Origin of the sequence: Pseudomonas sp. BIGb0278 (genome assembly GCF_024809895.1) — a bacterium.
Lineage (GTDB): Bacteria > Pseudomonadota > Gammaproteobacteria > Pseudomonadales > Pseudomonadaceae > Aquipseudomonas > Aquipseudomonas shirazensis.
On sequence record NZ_JANUEL010000001.1, the window covers coordinates 1,727,857 to 1,745,351 of the forward strand.

At 62.3% G+C, this 17,495-nt stretch carries 16 protein-coding genes; 5 read left to right on the plus strand and 11 right to left on the minus strand.

The window, feature by feature from the left end:
- Positions 1-82 precede the first annotated feature (82 nt).
- Positions 83-826: a FadR/GntR family transcriptional regulator gene (locus tag M2396_RS07885; RefSeq protein WP_101318634.1), complete on the plus strand. Its 744-nt coding sequence runs from the start codon at positions 83-85 to the stop codon at positions 824-826.
- Between the two features lie 12 nt (positions 827-838).
- Here the strand turns inward: M2396_RS07885 and M2396_RS07890 are convergent, their stop codons facing one another.
- The 8 genes from M2396_RS07890 to M2396_RS07925 form a co-directional block, all read right to left on the minus strand.
- Positions 839-2,659: a glycoside hydrolase family 28 protein gene (locus M2396_RS07890; RefSeq protein ID WP_259074102.1), complete on the minus strand. Its 1,821-nt coding sequence runs from the start codon at positions 2,657-2,659 to the stop codon at positions 839-841.
- Between the two features lie 146 nt (positions 2,660-2,805).
- Positions 2,806-3,582 (minus strand): ABC transporter ATP-binding protein, encoded by a 777-nt coding sequence (locus tag M2396_RS07895; protein ID WP_101318630.1) that lies wholly within the window; start codon positions 3,580-3,582, stop codon positions 2,806-2,808.
- A gap of 11 nt (positions 3,583-3,593) precedes the next feature.
- Positions 3,594-4,433 (minus strand): ABC transporter ATP-binding protein, encoded by an 840-nt coding sequence (locus M2396_RS07900; RefSeq protein WP_101318628.1) that lies wholly within the window; start codon positions 4,431-4,433, stop codon positions 3,594-3,596.
- 11 nt (positions 4,434-4,444) lie between these two features.
- Positions 4,445-5,362, minus strand: coding sequence for an ABC transporter permease (locus M2396_RS07905; RefSeq protein ID WP_150572994.1), 918 nt, complete (start codon positions 5,360-5,362; stop codon positions 4,445-4,447).
- A gap of 61 nt (positions 5,363-5,423) precedes the next feature.
- Positions 5,424-7,034, minus strand: a complete 1,611-nt coding sequence (locus tag M2396_RS07910) for an ABC transporter substrate-binding protein (protein WP_259074104.1) — start codon at positions 7,032-7,034, stop codon at positions 5,424-5,426.
- A gap of 46 nt (positions 7,035-7,080) precedes the next feature.
- Positions 7,081-8,118: an ABC transporter permease gene (locus M2396_RS07915; protein ID WP_101318624.1), complete on the minus strand. Its 1,038-nt coding sequence runs from the start codon at positions 8,116-8,118 to the stop codon at positions 7,081-7,083.
- A 64-nt stretch (positions 8,119-8,182) separates the two neighbouring features.
- Entirely contained in the window at positions 8,183-9,793 is a 1,611-nt protein-coding gene (locus M2396_RS07920; RefSeq protein ID WP_150569528.1) for an ABC transporter substrate-binding protein, read from the minus strand.
- 69 nt (positions 9,794-9,862) lie between these two features.
- Positions 9,863-11,017: a mandelate racemase family protein gene (locus tag M2396_RS07925; RefSeq protein ID WP_101318620.1), complete on the minus strand. Its 1,155-nt coding sequence runs from the start codon at positions 11,015-11,017 to the stop codon at positions 9,863-9,865.
- A gap of 352 nt (positions 11,018-11,369) precedes the next feature.
- On the opposite strand from M2396_RS07925, the gene M2396_RS07930 reads away from it, so the two are divergent.
- Together M2396_RS07930 and M2396_RS07935 are read left to right on the plus strand one after the other, a co-directional pair.
- Positions 11,370-12,095: an oligogalacturonate-specific porin KdgM family protein gene (locus M2396_RS07930; RefSeq protein WP_101318618.1), complete on the plus strand. Its 726-nt coding sequence runs from the start codon at positions 11,370-11,372 to the stop codon at positions 12,093-12,095.
- Between the two features lie 84 nt (positions 12,096-12,179).
- The gene (locus M2396_RS07935; protein WP_259074106.1) at positions 12,180-13,004 is read left to right on the plus strand and encodes an NAD(P)-dependent oxidoreductase; all 825 of its coding nucleotides are present in this window, start codon (positions 12,180-12,182) and stop codon (positions 13,002-13,004) included.
- Between the two features lie 21 nt (positions 13,005-13,025).
- On the opposite strand, the gene M2396_RS07940 is transcribed toward M2396_RS07935, so the two are convergent.
- Complete coding sequence (locus M2396_RS07940; protein ID WP_371918899.1) at positions 13,026-13,505, minus strand: isochorismatase family protein; 480 nt, start codon at positions 13,503-13,505, stop codon at positions 13,026-13,028.
- Positions 13,506-13,655: 150 nt separating this feature from the next.
- Here M2396_RS07940 and M2396_RS07945 point away from each other — a divergent pair, with 150 nt between their 5' ends.
- Positions 13,656-14,963, plus strand: coding sequence for an MFS transporter (locus M2396_RS07945; RefSeq protein ID WP_188035751.1), 1,308 nt, complete (start codon positions 13,656-13,658; stop codon positions 14,961-14,963).
- Between the two features lie 244 nt (positions 14,964-15,207).
- Here the strand turns inward: M2396_RS07945 and M2396_RS07950 are convergent, their stop codons facing one another.
- A complete protein-coding gene (locus M2396_RS07950) occupies positions 15,208-15,522 on the minus strand; it encodes a DUF2834 domain-containing protein (protein ID WP_259074107.1) in 315 nt (104 codons plus the stop codon).
- Between the two features lie 109 nt (positions 15,523-15,631).
- On the opposite strand from M2396_RS07950, the gene M2396_RS07955 reads away from it, so the two are divergent.
- Positions 15,632-16,444 carry a helix-turn-helix domain-containing protein gene (locus M2396_RS07955; protein WP_259074109.1) on the plus strand — a complete coding sequence of 271 codons (813 nt, stop codon included), beginning with the start codon at positions 15,632-15,634 and terminating at the stop codon, positions 16,442-16,444.
- Here M2396_RS07955 and M2396_RS07960 read toward each other — a convergent pair.
- Positions 16,441-17,382 carry a LysR family transcriptional regulator gene (locus tag M2396_RS07960; protein WP_101318606.1) on the minus strand — a complete coding sequence of 314 codons (942 nt, stop codon included), beginning with the start codon at positions 17,380-17,382 and terminating at the stop codon, positions 16,441-16,443. The genes M2396_RS07955 and M2396_RS07960 overlap by 4 nt on opposite strands.
- Between the last annotated feature and the right edge of the window lie 113 nt (positions 17,383-17,495).

Below are 17,495 nucleotides of genomic sequence, written 5' to 3' on the forward strand. Positions count from 1 at the left end.
AATCAGACGATGGCAGCATTATACCCGCTGCTTTGCCGTGGAAACCCTTTATAATGGCGATTGTTCACACGCGAGCAGAACAATGCCGGATCAAACTTCAACCGCCCCGCAAAAGCCACGCCGCCTAGCCGAGTCGCTGGTCGAACGCTTCGCTCAGCGCATGCGCGACGGCACCCTCAAACGTGGCGACAAATTGCCCACCGAAGCCTCCATCATGGCCAGCGAAGGCGTCAGCCGTTCGGTGGTGCGCGAAGCCTTGTCGCGGATGCAGGCGGCCGGTCTGGTCGATACCCAGCACGGTGTCGGCACTTTTGTCCTCGACATGCCGGCGCCCGAAGGTTTCAACGTCGGGCCCGCCACCATCGTCCTGTTGACCGATGTGCTCGATCTGCTCGAGTTCCGCCTGAGCCTTGAAGTGCAAGCCGCCGGCATGGCTGCCGAGCGCGCGTCGGCGCAAGCGCTGGAGGAGTTGCAGCAGGCGTTGCAGGCGTTGCTGCAGGGGCCGGAGAAGTCAGGCAGCACCACCAATGCCGATTTTCAGTTCCACCTGAAAATCGCCAAGGCGGCAGGCAACCATTACCTGATCGACATCATGAAACACCTGGGCACCAAGATGATCCCGCGCACCCGGATGAACTCCGCTTACACCGGGCAGAGCAACCGCAGCACCTACCTGGCCGGGATCAACGCCGAACATCAGCAGATCTTCGACGCGATTGCCAGCCGCCAGGTGGATGCCGCGCGCGCGGCGATGTTCCTGCACCTGAGCAACAGCCGCATGCGCCTGCGCGAGGCGCAGCAGGTTCAGGCGTTCTACAGCGAGTAAGCAGATATCGGCTCAGGGCTGCGCCGGCGCGGGCTCGACATCCTGAAACGCCAGCCCGTCGCTGTCTTTGACCTGCCACGGGTTGGTGCCGCCGGTTTCACTAAAGCGGATGGTGTCAAAACGTGAGTCCTTCAAACCATCGATTCTGGCCAGCGCCGGACCACTGAAGCGGACCCGTTCGAAGCTCAAGCCCTGGTGATAGGCACCATGCTGGCTGTCGCCCTTGACCTCGATTGCCGCCAGTTGCGCGTTTTCGACACTGACATCACTGACCCGCACATCCCGGAACTGCCCGGCGATGGTCGAGCGCTGGTAGTCGAGCTTGGCGTTTGGGTCGTGGTAATCAAGGGTGAAGATGAACGCCTGCTTGACCGTGTTGCGTATCGCCGAATCGCGGAAGGTGACATTGCGCGCGCCGCCGCCCATGAAGTTGGTGCTCTTCATGCGCAGCCCGGCGTCGGTGCCATCGGAGACATTGTCCTCGGCGAGGATGTTCTCGATCCAGGCGCCGGTGTGACTGCCGGCGACGACCATGCCATGGCCCTGGCGGAAGAAGTTGTTGAAGATCCAGGCATCCTGCTGGGCCTTCTGCTTGACTGCTTCGGCACCCGTGCCGGCCGCGAAGTTGACGCAGTCATCGCCGGTATCGAAGAAGTTGTTGAACACCATCGCCCCACGGCTGTTGGCGAACTCGATGCCGTCGCCGTTGTTGGCGTCGTAGGTCTTGTGCGTGGTGTTGGCCAGCACCACGTTCTCGGTTTCTAGGTTCATGATGCCGTGGTAAGCCGGGTTGAGCACGGTGAAGCCGCCATAGAAGACGTTTTTCACATCACGCAGGGTGATCAGCGACGAGCGCATCTGGCCGTAGGCGTCCTTGACGTTCATGCCTTCGGCCACGGCGCGCTCGACCTGAGCCTTGGCCAGCAGCCCGTCGAGCATATAGCGGGTATTGTCGCTGGCCAGGTACACCGGTAACGGCTGGCCGCGCTCATCGATGGCGTCGGCCTTGCGCTTCCAGCCATTGCCGTCGATGGTGCCCTTGCCGACGATACGGATGTTTTCAAAGGCCTGGTGCTGGCGCGGATCACGTGGCAAGGCATTGATCAACGAGGCCGGGCGCACCGTGGTCGAATACGGGTACTGGATGTAACCCTCACGCGGGTAGTCTTCGGCGCGTTCGGAGCCGAGCAAGGTCGCGCCTTCAGCGATCTCCAGGGTCATGTTGCTCTTCAGGTACAGGGCGCCGCTCTTGTAGGTGCCCTTGGGCAGCAGCACCTTGCAGCCGGCCGTGCAAGCATCGATGGCGCGCTGGATAGCGGCGGTGTCAAGGCTGCTGCCATCGCCTTTGGCACCGTGTTTCTTCACATCGAACAACGCCGGCAAGGCGGTGGTACGTTGCACAACCACCGGGCTGTCGCCTGACTCCTTGCCGTCGCGCCCCACTGAACGCACGCTGAAGCGGTATTCGGTATCGGGTTTGAGACCGTTGGCGGTAAAGCTGTGGATGGCGATACGGTGGTGGAAGTTGCGCGTGTCCTGCTGGTAGAAGCGGTCGATGTAGGGCTTGGCGGGCGACACCTGGTCGTTGTTGGCGTTGCTGCTGCCGAGCAACTGACCATTGGCGTAGACGTGGTAATCGCTGATGTCGGCATGACCGGCGGGTTTTTCCCAGACCAGAATGATCTGCTGGTCGTCGTAGGCCAGAGTCGGCACCTGGACCTTGCTCGGCGCTTCCAGCGCCCATAGCGGCAGGCTGCAGCCCAGGCTCAGTGCGGCGAGGACCGCTTGCGCCAAGGGCTGTTTGCGGACAACGGCAATGCGTACGTACGGCATGTTTTTATCTTCCTTGTTTTTTCGTATTCAAGATTTTTGGGGCTGCTTCGCAGCCCTTCGCGGGTGAACCCGCTCCTACAGGGTTCACCGCAGTCCTTGTGGGAGCGGGTTCACCCGCGAAGGGCCGCAAGGCGGCCCCAGAGATTTCAGGCAACTGCAGGGCGAGCTGACTCAGCACTGAAATCGCGGCTGGCCTGGACCAGCATGCGGGTGTACTCATGGCTGGCGAGGTCCTGGCTCAGGGCCTGGCTGTCGAGGCGCTCGACGATGCGCCCTTGTTGCATCACCGCGACCTTGTCGCACAGGTGGCTGACCACACCGAGGTCGTGGGTGACCATCAGGTAGGTGAGTTTCTCGCGCTGGCGCAGGTCGGCCAGCAAGTTGAGAATCTCGGCCTGCACCGAGACGTCCAGCGCCGAGGTCGGCTCATCCAGCAACAGTACCCGCGGCTGCAGAATCAGCGCGCGGGCAATCGCCACGCGCTGGCGCTGGCCACCCGATAACTGATGCGGATAGCGATAGCGAAAGCTGTCGTTGAGGCCGACCTTGAGCAGGATGTCGTTGATGCGATCATCACGCTCGCCGATGCCATGAATGGTCAGCGGTTCGCGCAGCGCGGTATCGATGGTGTGGCGCGGGTGCAGCGAACCGTATGGGTCCTGGAACACCATCTGGACCTTGCGAAAGTGATCCTTGGGGATCTTCTGCTGCAAGGGCACACCGGCAATGCTCAGCGCCCCGCTCCAGTGTCGGTACTGCCCGGCCAGGCAGCGCAGCACGGTGGTCTTGCCGGAGCCGGACTCGCCGACCAGGCCGAACGACTGGCCGTCCTCGACGGTCAGGTTGACGTCATGCAGCACCTGGTTGACGGCAGCGCCGACGCCAAAGCTGAGGTTCAATGCGTGTGCTTGGATCATGGACATGGGCAGTTACCTCAGCAGGTGAGCCAGAGCGGGTCGCGTTGCAGTACCGGCAAGCGCGGGCGACGGTTGTCCATGCTCGGCAAGGCTGCCAGCAGGCCACGGGTATAAGGGTGTTCGGCGTACTGCAGGTCACACGCGGCAAGTGACTCGACCACCCGCCCGGCGTACATCACCAGCACCCGATCGCAGTAGTTGCGCACCAGGTTGAGGTCGTGGCTGACGAAAATCAGGCCCATCTGCTGCTCGACCACCAGCTCTTCAAGCACGCTGAGCACCTGCTGGCGTACCGAGACGTCCAGCGCCGAGGTCGGCTCGTCAGCGATGATCACTTCCGGGTTGGTGATCACCATCATGGCGATCATGATGCGCTGGCCCATGCCGCCGCTGACTTCGTGCGGGTACAGGTTGTAGACGCGCTTGGGGTCACGGATATGGACTTTTTCGAGCATCAGCATGACCCGCTCACGGGCCTCGCTGCGGCTGGCCTTGTGGTGCGCCAGGTAGGCTTCGGCGATCTGCTCGCCGACCTTGACCACCGGATTGAGCGAGTATTTGGGGTCTTGCATGATCATCGAAATGCGCTGACCACGGATCTTCTGCATGGCCTTTTCACTGGCGCTGAGCAGGTCGACATCGCCGAACTGCAGGGCCTTGGCGGTGATCTGGGTGCTGCCCGGGTGCAGCTTGAGCAGGCTGCGGCCAACCGTGGACTTGCCCGAGCCGGACTCACCAACAATCGCCAGCTTCTCGCGGCCCAGGGTGAACGACACATCGCGCACCGCGTGCATTTCTTTCTTGCCATTGACGAAGCGCACATTGAGCGAATCGACATTGAGTTTGAGCGTCGACATAAAGCCTCCAGTTACTCGCTACGCGGGTCGAGAATGTCCCGCAGGCCATCGCCCAACAGGTTGAACGCCAGGCTCACCAGCATGATCGCGGCGCCCGGTACGGCTACCAGCCACCAGCACTCGAGCATGTAGCGGCGCCCGGTCGAAATCATCGCGCCCCACTCCGGCAGCGGCGCCTGCGCGCCGAGGCCGAGAAAGCCCAGCGCTGCGGCGGTGAGGATGATCCCGGCCATGTTCATGGTCAGGCGGATGATCACCGACGACATGCACATCGGCACGATGTGCCGGAGGATGATCCGCGTCGATGACGCGCCCTGTAGCTCGACGGCAACAACAAAGTCAGCCTTGCGCAGCGACAGGGTTTCAGCCCGTGCCAGACGCGCGATTGGCGGCCACGACGTCAGGGCGATCGCCACCACCGCATGCTCCAGGCCAGGGCCGAGGGCCGCAATGAACGCCAGCGCCAGAACCAGGCTGGGGAATGAGATGAAGATGTCGGTGATGCGCATGAACACCGTATCGACGATGCCGCCGAAGTAGCCGGAGACGGTGCCGATGAACAACCCGATCGGGCCGACGATGATGGTCACCAGGGCAATGATGTAGAGGGTGATCCGGGCGCCATAGACCAGCCGGCTGAAGATGTCGCGGCCGTACTCGTCAGTGCCGAACCAGTGCGCCGCACCCGGTGCCTGCAAGGCATTGGCAAGGTTTTGCACGACCGGGTCGTGGGTGGCGATCCACGGTGCGAACGCAGCCACTACGACCAGCAGCAGCGCGACCATCAGGCCAGCCAGGGTCATCGGGTTGCGCAGCAGGTGGCGCAGCACGCGCAGGCTGCTTTTGTAGAGGGCGTCGAGGCTGGACGCCGGGGTGTTGTCGGCCTGCCGTTTGGCAGCGGTTTCAGTGGTAGAGATGTTGGCTATCATCGGCATGCTCTCTCGGTGCAATCATGGCCCGGCAGGACACCCGCAGGCGTCCCGGCGGGGTTCAGCGTTGCTTGTAGACGCCCAGGTAACGGGTCGCCTCGGCGTCGTCGCCGGTGAAGCCCTTGACGTCGGCCGCGCTGACCGCGGTGTCGGTCATCTGCGAGATCATCATGATCGGCCCGACCTGCTTGTCGTACAGGGTCTGCGCCTGGTGGTAGAGCTTGAGACGCTGGTCGGCGTCGCGCTCGACCCCGGCTCGATCGATCAGCTCGTTGAGCTGCTGGTTGAAGAACGATGCGCGCCAGCCCTGGAAGTTAGGCAGGCCGGCGGCGTCACTGTTGTCGGGGTTGTAGACGAAGGTGCGCAGGCTGAAGTACGGGTGCGGGTAACGCTCGGCACCGCGTGCGACGATCATCTCGAAGTTGCGCGCGCGCATGGCGCCGTACACCTGGTTGCCGGTGCCGGTGACGATGGTGGCCTTGATCCCGCCCTCGGCCAGGGTCGCCTGCATACGTGCGGCAATGTCGATGAACGGCGGCTCGGACAAGGTCCGAATGGTCGTATTGAAGCCGTTCGGGTAGCCCGCTTCGGCGAGCAGCGCCTTGGCCTTGGCGACGTTCATGGTGTAGCCAGGGTCAGGCAGGCGGGCAGCCAGGCCCAGTTGCATCGGTTGCTGGTTGAGGGTGCCGTAGTGCGGCATGACCTGCTGGTCGATGCCCTGATAGTCGATCAGGTTGCGCACCGCTTCGCGCACTTGCTGTTTGGCGAACTCGGGCTGTTTCATGCTCATCGCCACGTAGTACATGGTGCCGCGCTGCAGCGCCTGGACCTGCAACGCGTCCGAGCGCTCGATTGCCTTGATATCCGGCGCAGCCATGCCGTAGGCCAGGTCGAGGTCGCCGCGCTCGAGCATCAGGCGCAGCGACTGCGATTCGGTCATGTGCCGCACCAGCACGCGCTTCATCTTCGCCGGCCCGGCCCAGTAGCCGTCGAAGCGGGTCATCACCAGGCTGTCATTGGCGCTCCATTTGCTCAATGTGAACGGGCCGCTGCCGGCTTCGTTGGTGACCAGCCAGGCAGCACCGAGGTCGCCGTTTTTCTCGTGTTGCAGGGCCTGCTTGCGGTCTACGACGACCGCGCTAGGCGAAATCGCCAGCGAGTCGATCACCAGCAAAGGATCGGTCGGCTGCGGCAGATCGATCACCAGCGTGTGCGCGTCGGTGGCGCGGATAGACGCCTGAATGTTGTCGAGGTTGTAGCCGTAGGCCTTCCAGGTGGTGGCCAGGCCGAAGTTGAGCTTCATCACCCGATACAGCGACCAGGCCACGTCTTCAGCGGTCAGCGGGTTACCGGAGTGGAACTTGACGTCGCTGCGCAGCTTGAAGGTGATCTGCTTGCCGTCTTCACTCACCGTCCAGCTTTCAGCCAGTTGCGGCACGTGCCGCTCGGGGTTGCCGTTGTCGCGCTTGACCAGGGTGTCGTAGAGGTTGGCGTTGATCCCGGAAGCGTCCAGGCCAGGCGCGTTGGCCGGGTCGATGGAGAACAGGTTGACCATGCTCATGCCGACGATCAACTGGTCGGCGGGGGTTTTCGCCTGGGCTGCCAGCATCGGGCTCAGCGCCAGAATCGCGCCGAACAGGCTGTTGCGCAGGGTCGCAAATACAATATTCATGGGGCATCCTTTTTTATAGTTATGGGTTCGCGCTTGCCGCGCAGGCTTAGCGGGTCCTTGGATCGAACACCTTGTACAGCGCGTCGCTGATCAGGTTGAGGGCAACGAAGATCAAGCCGATCACCAGCACACAGCCCATCACCGCATTCATGTCGCCGAGCATCAGGCTGCTGGTCAGGTACTGGCCGAAGCCCGGCCAGGCAAACACCGTCTCGATCAGCACCGCGCCTTCGAGCAATGAGCCGTAGGCCAGTGCGACCACGGTCAGCAACTGCACGAGGATGTTGCGAAAGGCATGGCCCCAGACCACCTGACGGCGCGACAGGCCCTTGACCCGGGCGGTGATGATGTACTCCTGAGACAGCTGCTCGAGCATGAAGCTGCGGGTCATGCGGCTGATATAGGCCACCGAGTTGAGGCCCAGGATCAGCGCCGGCAGGACGATATGCCGCAGCGCGCTGGTGAAGGCTTCCCAGTCGCGGGCCAGGGCGGTGTCGATCAGCAGCAGGCCGGTGACGTCCGGCACCATGCCGTCGTAGGCAAGATCGATCCGCCCTGCTCCGCCAGCCCAGCCGAGCCAGGCGTAGAACACCAGCAGGCCCATCATGCCGACCCAGAAGATCGGCGTGGAGTAACCGAACAGAGTGATTACCCGCGCCAGGTGATCGCCCATACGGCCCTGATTGCTGGCCGCGACAACACCCAGTGGCAGGCCGATGAGGATGCCGAACAGGATCGCCAGGGTGGCCAGTTCGATGGTCGCCGGGAACACCCGTTTGATGTCTTCCAGCACCGGGTGACCGGTCAGCAGGGCGTTGCCGAAATCACCGTGCAGGAGGTCGTTGAGGTACATGCCGAACTGGGTCCAGATCGGCTGATCCAGACCCATCGCCCGATAGACCTGGTCATAGGTGGAGCTGTCGGCGTCTGGACCGACCACGGCCAGCACCGGGTCCAGCGGCATTACCCGACCAATGAAGAAGGTCAGCGCCAGCAAACCGAGCAGGGTCACCAGCACCGTACTCGCCCGGCGGGCAGTACCGGACGCGCGCGCGCCCAGCACAGAGGCAGTCGAAACAAACATAACAGGCTCCTGAAAAAGCGTTTACCAATCACCGGCCGGCCTGGGCAGTGCGCCCCGGCTCGACTCAACGCGACTTGTAGACGTCCTTGTAACGGGTGGTGGCCGCGGTATGGCCCTGGTAATCCTGAACATCGTGGTAAAGCACCACGGTGTCGGTCATTTGCGACACGGGCAGGATCGCCCCCACCTGCTCGTCGAGGGTGGCCTGGATCTGCTGGTACTGGGCCTGTTGCCGGGCTTTGTCGGGTTCGACTTCGGCTTGCTCGATCAGGCTGTTCAACTCAGGGCTGTAGAACGACGTACGCCAGCCCTGGAAATTGCTCAGTTTGGCTTCGTCGCGGTTGTCCGGGTTGTACACCAGGGTGCGCAGGCTTGAATGCGGATGGCGCTCGGCCCCGCCGCCGCCACGCCCGACCAGGATGTCGAAGCTGCGCTCGCGCATGGCGCCGTAGATCTGATTACCGGTGCCGGTGACGATGGTTGCCTGGATGCCGGCCTGGGCCAGGGTCGCTTGCAGGCTGGAGGCAATGTTGATGAACGGCGGCTCGGTGAGGACACGAATGGTGGTCTTGAAGCCGTTCGGGTAACCGGCGTCAGCCAACAGCTGTTTCGCCTCGGCGACGTTCAAGGTGTAGCCCGGATCATCCAGCCGCGCCGGCAAGCCGAGCGGCAGCGGGCGCTGGTTGAGCTGGCCGTAGTGCGGCATGACCGTCTGGTTGATGCCCTGATAGTCGATCAACGAGCGCACTGCCTTGCGTACACGGGCATCGTCATAGGGTTTGTTCTTGACGCTCAGTGCCACGTAGTAAAGGGTGCCGCGCTGGACGGTCTGGGTGCGAACCTTGTCGGACTTTTCCAGTGCTTCGATATCCGGTGCTGACATGCCCTTGGCCAGGTCCAGATCACCGCGCTCGACCATCAGGCGCAGCGACTGCGATTCGGTCATGTTGCGCATGACGATGCGCTTGAGCTTGGCCGGACCACCCCAGTAACCGTCGAAGCGGGTCATCAGGATCACATCGTTGGCGCGCCAGTCATTGAGAATGAACGGGCCGCTGCCGGCCGCATGAGTGGTCAGCCAGGCGCCGCCCATGTCATTGCCTTTCTGGTGCTGCTGGACCACTTTGCGGTCGAGGATGAAGGCGCTGGGCGAAGTGGCCAGGGTGTTGAGCACCAGCATCGGGTCGGTCGGGCGTGGCAGTTCGAGGACGAAGGTATGCTCGTCGCTGGCGCGCAGGTACTGCTCGGCGTTGCCGGCATTGAAACCATAGGCTTTCCAGGTCGACGCCAGGGCCAGGTTGAGCTTGAGCACGCGCTGCAGCGACCAGGCTACGTCTTCGGCGCTGAGGGCGTTGCCGGACTGGAATTTGACGTCCTTGCGCAGGTTGAAGGTAAGGGTCTTGCGGTCTGCGCTGACCTGCCAGCTTTCGGCCAGGGCCGGCAGCAGCTGGTCGGGTTGTTTGACATCCTGCACCAGCAGCATGTCGTACAGGTTGGCATTGACCTCGGAAACATCCAGCCCGGTCGCCGCAGCGGGGTCGAGCGAGAGCAGGTTGATCATGCTCATGCCGACGATCAACTGATCGGCCGGGGTCTTGGCGAATGCTGCAGGGACTGAGGTGAGTGCCAGCGACGCGGCAAACACCCCTGCCCAGAATGTGGGGAGTACGTTCATGTGAGATAGCCTTTTTATAGTTATTGGACTCTCGGGCGGCACGCGATGGCGCGTGCCGCCATGCACGAATCAGAAGCTGTGCAGCGTATTGGTCTCGACGTAGTCGAAGTCGATCTCCTCGCCCAGGCCCGGCAGGTCAGACAGGTGCACGAAGCCGTCCTGGTCCATCGGGTCGACCAGGCGCTTGAGGTAGGCCGGGACGTCGTCGTACTCGAGGAACGGGTGCAGCAGGCCGCGCTCGTACCAGCTGCAGTTCTTGATGGCGCCGACCACCGCCAGGTTGGCCGCGCCGTTGCCGTGGATCTCGCAGTCCATGCCAAACGCTTCGGCCATGTGCGCAACCTTCAGGCACGGTGCGATACCGCCGACACCGGCAACCCCGGCGCGGAGAATGTCACAGACATCGTTCTTGACCCAGCTGGCGCGGCTCAGGTGCTTGCCGCCCAGGCTTTCCGGACCAAGGATAGGGATGTCCAGCTGCCCCGCCAGCCAGGCATAGGACTCGGCCGAGTCTTCCATCATTGGCTCTTCGAACCAGGCGAAGTCGAGCTTCTCCAGCGCGCGGCCAACGGTCAGTGCTTCGGTCCGGCTGTACCAGTGGTAGCCATCGATCATCAACGCGATGTCCGGGCCAACCGCCTCACGCACCGCGGCGCAGGCCTTGATATCCATGCTCACGCTCGGCGCGAACGACACCGGCGGCATCCAGGTGTGCAGCTTGATTGCCTTGTAGCCACGCTTGACCAGGGTCTCGGCGAAGCGGCCGTACTCCTCCGGGGTCGACAGCCCACCTTCGAGCTCATCGCCACACATGGTTGAACCGTACGCCGGAACCTTGTCGCGAAAGCCACCGATTAGCTTGTGCACCGGCAGGTTCAGCTTGCGCCCGGCCCAGTCCCACAGCGCCTGTTCGACCAGCGCCAGCGCGCGGTCGGTCAACTGGCTGGCACTGCCGCGCTGCCAGTGTGCCAGGTCGTGCCAGATCTTTTCGCGGTCGAAGGCGTTGGCGCCGACCAGCACTTTGCGCACGAAGCCATCCAGCACATACGGGCGAATCAGCTCGGGTGCGCCCAGTGCAAAACCCTCGTTGCCGCATTCGGTCTTGATCCGCAGCAAGGCCATTTTGGCCTGGGTGACATCGCCCGGATGGGCATGGCCGGCGCTGTCTACGGCGCGTCGGGTGGGGTAGGAAAATACCTGGACGTTTACTGCAGTGATGATCATGGACGTCTGAGCCTTCTTATTGGAATTGTGGCGGAAAGGTCACGCTCTGGGGATGATCCTACGTCATCGTACAACAATTGAAAAGTACCCCTTTGAAACTTTATAAAGCGCGCAAAACCTCCCTTCTCTATACGCCATCAGCGACCTGGCACCCCGCCAACAACCTCTAAAAACCTTGATATAGATGGCCTAATCCATGTCATCAGACAACATTTCAATAAAAAATAGACAACCATAAAGTTGTACGATAACTTATTTGAAAAATTTGCCACGGAGGGCATCCCCCACCCCGCACCCATCCTCACTGCCCGACCTCATAACGACCTCAACAAAAACAAAAAAAGAAGATCGCATGAACACCACACTCCGCACGCTTATCGCTGTCAGCACGCTTGGCCTGTCGCTCTACGCCCACGCAGATTCGGCCAGCATCAACTACCGGCACGGCTTTACCGAAGACGACAGCATTCACTCCGACCGAATCAAGCTGAACTACCGGATGGACAGTGGCCTGGGTTTTGGCGCCGAGATCAAATACAAGACTGCCGGCGACCGCGAAGACGTCGCCTACGACAACATGGTCAACAACGGCCATGAATTCACCGTCGACTACAACCACAAGCTCAGTGCCAAATCGACGCTGACCCCGGCCTTCCAGATGGACAGCTCGAAAGACGCCACCACCTACAAGTTCGGCCTCAAGTACAGCTACAAGATCAGCGACACCTGGTACGTCGCCAGCCGCGTACGGCACGACGCGCGCAGCCTCGACCGTGATCAGATCGATCACAGCAAAGAGCACCGCGCCAAGGACAACCAGAACACCACGCGCTTGGAAGGCTGGCTCGGCTACACCCCCAAAGGGCCGTGGGCGTTCGAGTATCAGTACATCCACTTCAGTACCGATTACATCCGCTACGACAACAAGAAAAGCGACTACGAGCAGAACCTGATCATCAAGTACAAGCTCAACAAACAGTGGGCGCCATTCATGGAGATCGGCGACATCAAGGTCAATTCCTACACCGATGACCGTCAGGCGCGCTGGCGCCTGGGCATCCAGTACAACTTCATGTAAGGCCTCGCTGGCGGGCGGCCACAAGGCCTGCCCGCTGCTACCGAGCACCGCCGAACCTGCACCTCCAACTACAGGCACCCCGCCATGACTGCACCCTCCTCCACCTCGACCAAACCCTTCAACCGCCTGCTGCTGACCGGCGCTGCCGGCGGCCTCGGGCAGATCCTGCGCGATGCCTTGCAGGCGCACGCGAATGTCGTGCGAGTATCCGATATCAGTGAGATGGCGCCCGCTGCCGGCGACCATGAAGAAGTGGTCAGCTGCAATCTGGCCGACAAAGCCGGCGTGCATGCGCTGGCCGATCAGGTGGATGCCATCGTCCACCTGGGCGGTATATCCACAGAGCGCAGGTTCGAAGATATTCTCGACGCGAACATTCGCGGCACCTTTCATATCTATGAAGCGGCGCGCCTGCACGAGATCAAACGGGTGGTGTTCGCCAGCTCCAATCACGTCACCGGGTTTTACCCGCAGGATGTCCAGCTCGATGCTCATTCGCCGCGCCGACCGGACTGCTACTACGGGCTGTCGAAAGCCTACGGCGAAGACCTGGCGACGTTTTATTTCCACCGCTACGGCATTCAGACCGTGAGTTTGCGCATAGGCTCGTCATTCCCGGAACCGCGTAACCTGCGCATGCTCTCGACCTGGCTGAGCTACGCCGACCTGGCCCACCTGGTCGAACGCGCGCTGCTCGCAGAGGACGTCGGCCACACCGTGGTGTATGGCGTGTCTGCCAACCGTGACCTGTGGTGGAACAACCGCTACGCCGCGCACCTGGGCTTTGCGCCGCAGGACAGCTCCGAGCAGTTTAGGGGCAAGCTGGAGCAACTGCCCCAAGCCGCGGCGGACGAGCGCAGTGCCCTGCTGCAAGGCGGCGCCTTTACCAGCGCTGGCCCATTCGATTGAGGCCGGTCAGGTCACAGCGGATCAGCCATGCAACCCGGCAAGTACCTCGGCCCGCGTGGTGACTTGGCGAAAGTGGTGCTGCCACAGCTCGATGCCGAGTTTGCCGGAACGGTCCAGCGACGAGCCGATGGTGAGGTCGGTGACCAGCGTCGGCGACAGACCGGCATCGAACAGGGCAAAGCCTGCGGCGAGCACGCAGGTTTCAGTTTGCAGACCACACACCAACACACGTTCGACGTCCATCTGCTTGAGATAGTCGAGCATCGCTGCAGTGGGCCCGTAGCCGTGCTTGATAAACACCTGATCGACCTCCACCAGGCACTCATCCTGCGCCGCAGGGTGCCAGCCAAGCTGGCGCTCGAAGGGCGTCACCTGCTCGTCATGCAACTCGACCGAGGCAATGGTGGGGATGCGCGCAGAAAACGCCCGCACACCATCAACCAGCCATTCCGGCGGGCTGAACGTGGCCTGAACATCGACAACAAGCAAAACCTGACGCATAGGTTGTTCCGAATACCTGCAGAAGCCGGGCATTATATCGACGGATCGGCATGCCGGGTGTTTCCCGCCGGGATTGCCTCTGTTCTTTAGCTGCGGCGCACGACAAAGCGCTGCAGCATGCGCTGCTCGCCCGCGCGTCAGGAGACCCGAATGCACCACCCCACAACCGCCCACGGCGCAGTCGCGCAGGGCCCGCACGCGCTCTATCGCAGGGTTACCTGGCGGCTTATCCCGTTTCTGTGCCTGTGCTACCTGGCGGCCTACCTGGACCGCATCAACGTCGGCTTCGCCAAGTTGCAGATGCTGACTGACCTGCAGTTCAGCAGCGCCGCGTATGGCCTGGGCGCGGGCTTGTTCTTCGTCGGCTATATCCTCTTCGAGGTACCCAGCAACCTGATCCTGCAACGGGTCGGCGCCAAGCTGTGGATCGCCCGCATCATGATCACCTGGGGCCTGCTGTCGGCCTGCACGCTGCTGGTAACCACCACCACTCAGTTCTACCTGGTGAGGTTTCTGCTCGGCGTGGCCGAAGCGGGCTTTCTGCCGGGCGTGCTGTTCTACCTGACCCAGTGGTACCCAAGCTACCGGCGCGGGCGGATCATTGCCCTGTTCATGATTGGCCTGCCGCTGTCGAGTGTGATCGGCGGGCCGTTGTCTGGCTGGATCATGAGCAGCTTCGACCAGTTGCACGGCCTGCGCGGCTGGCAGTGGCTGTTCTTGCTGGAGGCGATCCCCAGTGTGCTGCTGGGCGTTGCGACCTTGTGGATTCTGCCCAACAGCTTCCAGCAGGCACGCTGGTTGTCTGATGACGACAAGGCGCAGCTGGCTGCCGACCTCGCGGCAGACGATGCCGAAGACACAGGCAGCAAGCAGCGCTTTCGCGATGGCTTCTTCAACCTCAAAGTGTGGATGCTCGGCGGCATCGACTTCTCGATTTTGCTCAGCGCCTATGCCATGGGCTTCTGGATGCCGACCTTCATCCGCGACGCGGGGGTCAGCGATACCTTCCACATTGGCCTGCTCACGGCCATTCCGAGCCTGGCAGCGCTGATCGGCATGCTGCTGATCGGCGCCAGTTCCGACCGCTATCGCGAACGCCGCTGGCACATCATCGTGCCCTTCATTGTCGGCGCGATTGCCATGGCCAGCAGCACCTTGTTCAGCCATGACCTGCTGATGACGGTACTGCTGTTTGCCATCGCTTCAGCAGCGATCATCGGTGCAGTGCCGGTGTTCTTCAGCCTGCCGGCGACCTTTCTCAAGGGCACTGCGGCGGCCACTGCCTTCGCCCTCGCCTGCTCGCTGGCGAACATTGCCGGGCTGGTCAGCAACTCGCTGATGGGAGTGATGACCGACCTGACCGGCAACGCCCATGCCGCGCTGTGGGCATTTGCCGTCTGCCTGCTGCTCAGTTGCCTGCTGGTGATCGCTCTGCCGGCCAGGCTGGTCAACCGTTGATAGCCGCCGTAGCGGCGCGGCGTCATCCCATCGCCAGTTGGGTGGCAATGACCGCGCAAAAGCCCACCAGGCATATCAGAGCAACCGCTTAGCAGATCGTTCGCCACGGCTGCACACCGGCCAGATAGGTCAGTGTTGTGGAACGCCAATAGGCTTAAGCGCAGGTAGCCCTGATAGCAAGAGATCGCAAGCATCTTGAGAAACAGCAGCACAACACTCAGCGCATACACCTGCAGGGCGTCATTCATGCTGGACGCTCACTGCTAACGCCTCGGATGGCCAAATACAGCAGCGGCCCCAGCGAGACGAACACCGCGGTCAGCAGCAAGTAAGGCAGCAGAGCAATCCATGTTCCACGACGGCGACAGTTATCGCTGACCATCCAGCAGCAGCCCAGCCCTGCCATCAGATACAGGTCGATGACGACCTGAGCTGTATCAGGGCGCGCCATCAGTTCCAGGCCAAACGCGACGAGCGACTGCTCGGCATTCAGCAGGGTCCAGCCGGTATACGCCGCAAACGGCACCAGCAAGGTCAGGGCAAGCAAACGCAGGGTCATCAGCCACTCCTTGGGTAGGGTTCGCCGGCAGAGTAGTGATAGTGTTGCGCCCTCTCAATGACCTGACAGGTCATGGACACAAGGCACCAAGGACGGTCAGAGTCGACGTATGAGCCAACCAATTTTCCATCGCCAGCAACCGGCCCCGAGCGCCTCGGCCGGTCAGCAGGTCCGCCAGTGGCGTCAGCAGGCGCGCCTCAGCCAGCTCGAACTGGCGCTGCTGGCCGGGGTTTCGCAGCGTCACTTAAGCTGCGTCGAAACTGGCCGTGCCAAAGCCAGCCCGAGCACTCTGCATGCCCTGCTCTCGGCGCTGGCCGCACCGCTGGAGCAGTGCAACCAGTTGTTCGTCGCCGCCGGCTACGCCCCGCGCTACGCCACATCGCCGCTGGATGCGCCGGAGCTGAAGATGGTCCACGAAGCTATCGAACATATTCTGCACGCGAACAACCCGGCGCCGGCCATCGTCATCGCCAGCAACTGGGATGTCACCGCGGCCAATGCCAGTGCCGGCTTGCTGTTTGCCATGGCTGGTATCGCGCCCGAGGCGACTGCACGGCTGAATTTGCTCGACACACTGCTGCGCCCCGGCGGGTTGGGTGATCGGCTGGCCAATGCCGACGAGATTCGCGCGGTCGCCTGGCAGCGTGCGTCGCGGGAGGCCGTGGCTAGTCCCGAGCTCGCGCAGTTACTACGCGAGCTGCCGGCTCCCGCTGCTCAACTGCACGCGCCCGCAGCCATGCCGGTGTTGCTGACGCGGGTGAATACCGCGGAGGGTGAGCTGAGGTTTCTGTCAACCTTTACCACCTTTGGCATGCCGCTGGACATCACCGTGGAGTCGATGCGGATCGAGCATCTGATTCCGGCAGATGCGCCGACCCGGCAGCGGATGACGGCGGCGTATGAGCACTGGCTCGCTGGTTAACGCGTCGAGCCGCCAGCAGCAGCGCTGAGCAGCAAGCCGCGAAGCTGCTGCATGGCCGGCGTTTCCTGACTGGCCTGGCGTGTAACCAACTCATACGGGTCACTCACCGATTGGATCGCCAGCGGCAGAATGCAGATGCGGTGATGCTGCAGACACTGCTGGGCCACATCGATAGACACCAGCGCGACGAATTCAGGCTGGTTCTGCAACAGCGACAAGGTCGCCAGAATCGACGTGGTTTCCACCAGGTGCAGCGGGAAGCGCAGGCCGGCATCGTGGAATTCACGTTCCAGTTGCACGCGCATGGGCATGTTCGCCCGGTAGACAATCCAGCGGTTCTCGGCCAGTTGCTCAAGGCTCAAGGTCGCGGCGTCCTTGAGCGGATGATCGACGCTGGCGATCACTGCAAGTGTCTCGTGCTGGACGAACTCACTGGCGAACAAATGCGGTGAGCTGCTGACAGAGGTTCGGCACACAGCCATGTCCAGGCGGCCACTCTCAATCTGGCTGAGCAGAAACTGGCTGGTGCCCTCGACGATCTCGAAGGACATTTCCGGCTGGATCGCCGTGAGTTCTGATACCGCCTTCATCAGCAGCGGCACGGCGCCCATGATCGCACCCACCGCAAGCCTGCCGCCGACTCCACGCAAAATCGCATCGAGGTCATGCCGCAGGTTGGACAGGTCGGCCTGGATCACCCGAGCGGATCTGATCGCACAGTGGCCGGCAGCGGTCGGCTCCAGGCCACGGTTGGTGCGTCTGAACAGCAGCGTACCAAAGGTCGTCTCGATCTCCTGCAACGCTTTGCTCGCACCGGGTTGAGTAAGCCCGACGCTGTCGGCCGCGCCGAGCAGCGAGCGGTGCGCATCCAGCTCGATCAACAGGCGCAAATGCCTGGCGTGCAGCCGGGACATGATCGAGTTCAGCGATGGCGTCATTGGCTATGAGTCCTGGTTATAGCTGTATGGATTGTTCTCAGTACCACAGCCCGCAGGGGATTTCTATACTGGCCCCGCACGATGACGCACCCGGTGCGCCAGCAAGGCCCTGA